Below are 1,584 nucleotides of genomic sequence, written 5' to 3' on the forward strand. Positions count from 1 at the left end.
CAGCCGGACGGGTGTGAGCCAACCGGCCCACACCCACAGCAAGATCAACACCTAGCCCAAACGGGTGCCGTACACCGAAATCCTGATAGACCCCCCGGCGTTGACCTGGCCGCCATCGAGGTCGAGTACCTGAGGTGCCTGTTCGGAGTCGAAGGTCGGCCCGGGATTCGGAGCGGCGCGCCCTGAGCCCGAACGGAGAGGGGCGCTGGTGGGCCTGCCGGACCGTCTCCCAGGTCAGTGGCATGAGAAGAGGAGGATTGCTGTCGTAGATCGTATATGGGATTCTATGGTGGATGGCGCGCCCGGATGATCCGGCCGGCCGCCACTACTGCGCCGTGCTGTGGCCGGTCGAGGCCGCCGGCGCTGTGTGCCTCCGCGAGCGTCCGGGATCCGAGTGAGGCGAAAGGTGCACACATGATCGATCTGTCGGCGGCGCCGATGACATGGGTGATGGTTGGGGACAGCATCACTCAGGCGTGCACGCATACGCGGGGGGCCCGTGGGTGGGTCGAACACCTCCACGAACGAGTGCGGCGACAGCTGGACCGCCGCACGGACATCGTCGTCAACACCGGTGTGTCCGGCTGGACGTCCGCCGACGTCCTCGGCTCGTACCACCATCTGATCGGCCGGTTCGCCCCGGACATCCTCTCGATCTCCCTGGGCACCAACGACGCGCGCGCCGGCACGGCAGGACTCGACGCCTTTCACTCCGGCATGCGTGAGCTCATCACCCGCACCCCCGGCGCCCGGATCATCCTCCAGACCCCCGTCCCGACCGGCCCCGCCGCCCGGGCCACCCACCCGGGCCTGCCCGCCTACTGCCAGGCCGTCCGGGAGATCGCCCACGACACCGGCTCCCTCCTGGTCGACCACGAGGCGTACTGGCTGGCCCGCTTCCCTGACGGTGACCCGGGTGAGTGGCTCGACGACCCCATCCACCCCAACGCGCTCGGCCACCTGTATATGGCCAACCACACTCTGCGTACCCTGGGGTTGGGCGAACTGATCCACTCGTGACGCCGCTCCTGCTCGGCGGCGGCGTCCGGGCTGGGGCCGCCGGATCCGATCGACCCAGCGGGCGCTTCGGTGAAAGGCGGGTTCCTCGCGGCTGCCGCCGCCGATCCACGCGTACACCCGGGCCCGGTCGCGGACCGGGCCGCCGAACAGCTGGTGGACGGGCACGCCGGGCCGCCACCCGACAACGGCCCGGTCGTGTTCACACGACGGAGGACGAGAGAAGCCTGGTCACGCGTAGGATCCCGGCAGTGCTCACCGCCACCGCGGCACTGGTCGCGGGGGTGTTTCTGACGGGCAACGCCGCCTCGGCCACCACCCCGCAGCCGGCGGTCGCCGCGCAGGCGCGCGACGCCGGACTGACCGGCTCCGTGGCGGCCCGGCTCCAGCACAAGGTCGACGCCGAACTGGCGGCCGACCCCGGCGCGCGGCAGGTCTCCGCGAACGATGAGCCCTTGACGGTTGGCCGTCACCCCCCACGCGGGGGGGCGGGCCACCGGCCGGCGGGGCGGGGGGCGCGCCCGGGGGTGCGGGGGGCGGGGTGGGGGGCGCAGGTGGGGGCCCAGA

General features: G+C 71.8%; 1 protein-coding gene and 1 pseudogene. Both read left to right on the forward strand.

Annotated features, from left to right (window positions below):
- Positions 1-450: 450 nt before the first annotated feature.
- A complete protein-coding gene (locus ACFXHB_RS44275) occupies positions 451-1,020 on the forward strand; it encodes an SGNH/GDSL hydrolase family protein (RefSeq protein WP_380582836.1) in 570 nt (189 codons plus the stop codon).
- Positions 1,021-1,268: 248 nt separating this feature from the next.
- Positions 1,269-1,584 (forward strand): annotated as a pseudogene (locus tag ACFXHB_RS44280) (hypothetical protein); the annotation flags it as partial.

Origin of the sequence: Kitasatospora sp. NPDC059327 (genome assembly GCF_042752535.1) — a bacterium.
Lineage (GTDB): Bacteria > Actinomycetota > Actinomycetes > Streptomycetales > Streptomycetaceae > Kitasatospora.

Bases quoted from the DNA above. Each gene is read 5' to 3' on its own strand.
- ACFXHB_RS44275 (WP_380582836.1), top strand. From the start codon at position 451: ATGGTTGGGGACAGCATCACTCAGGCGTGCACGCATACGCGGGGGGCC.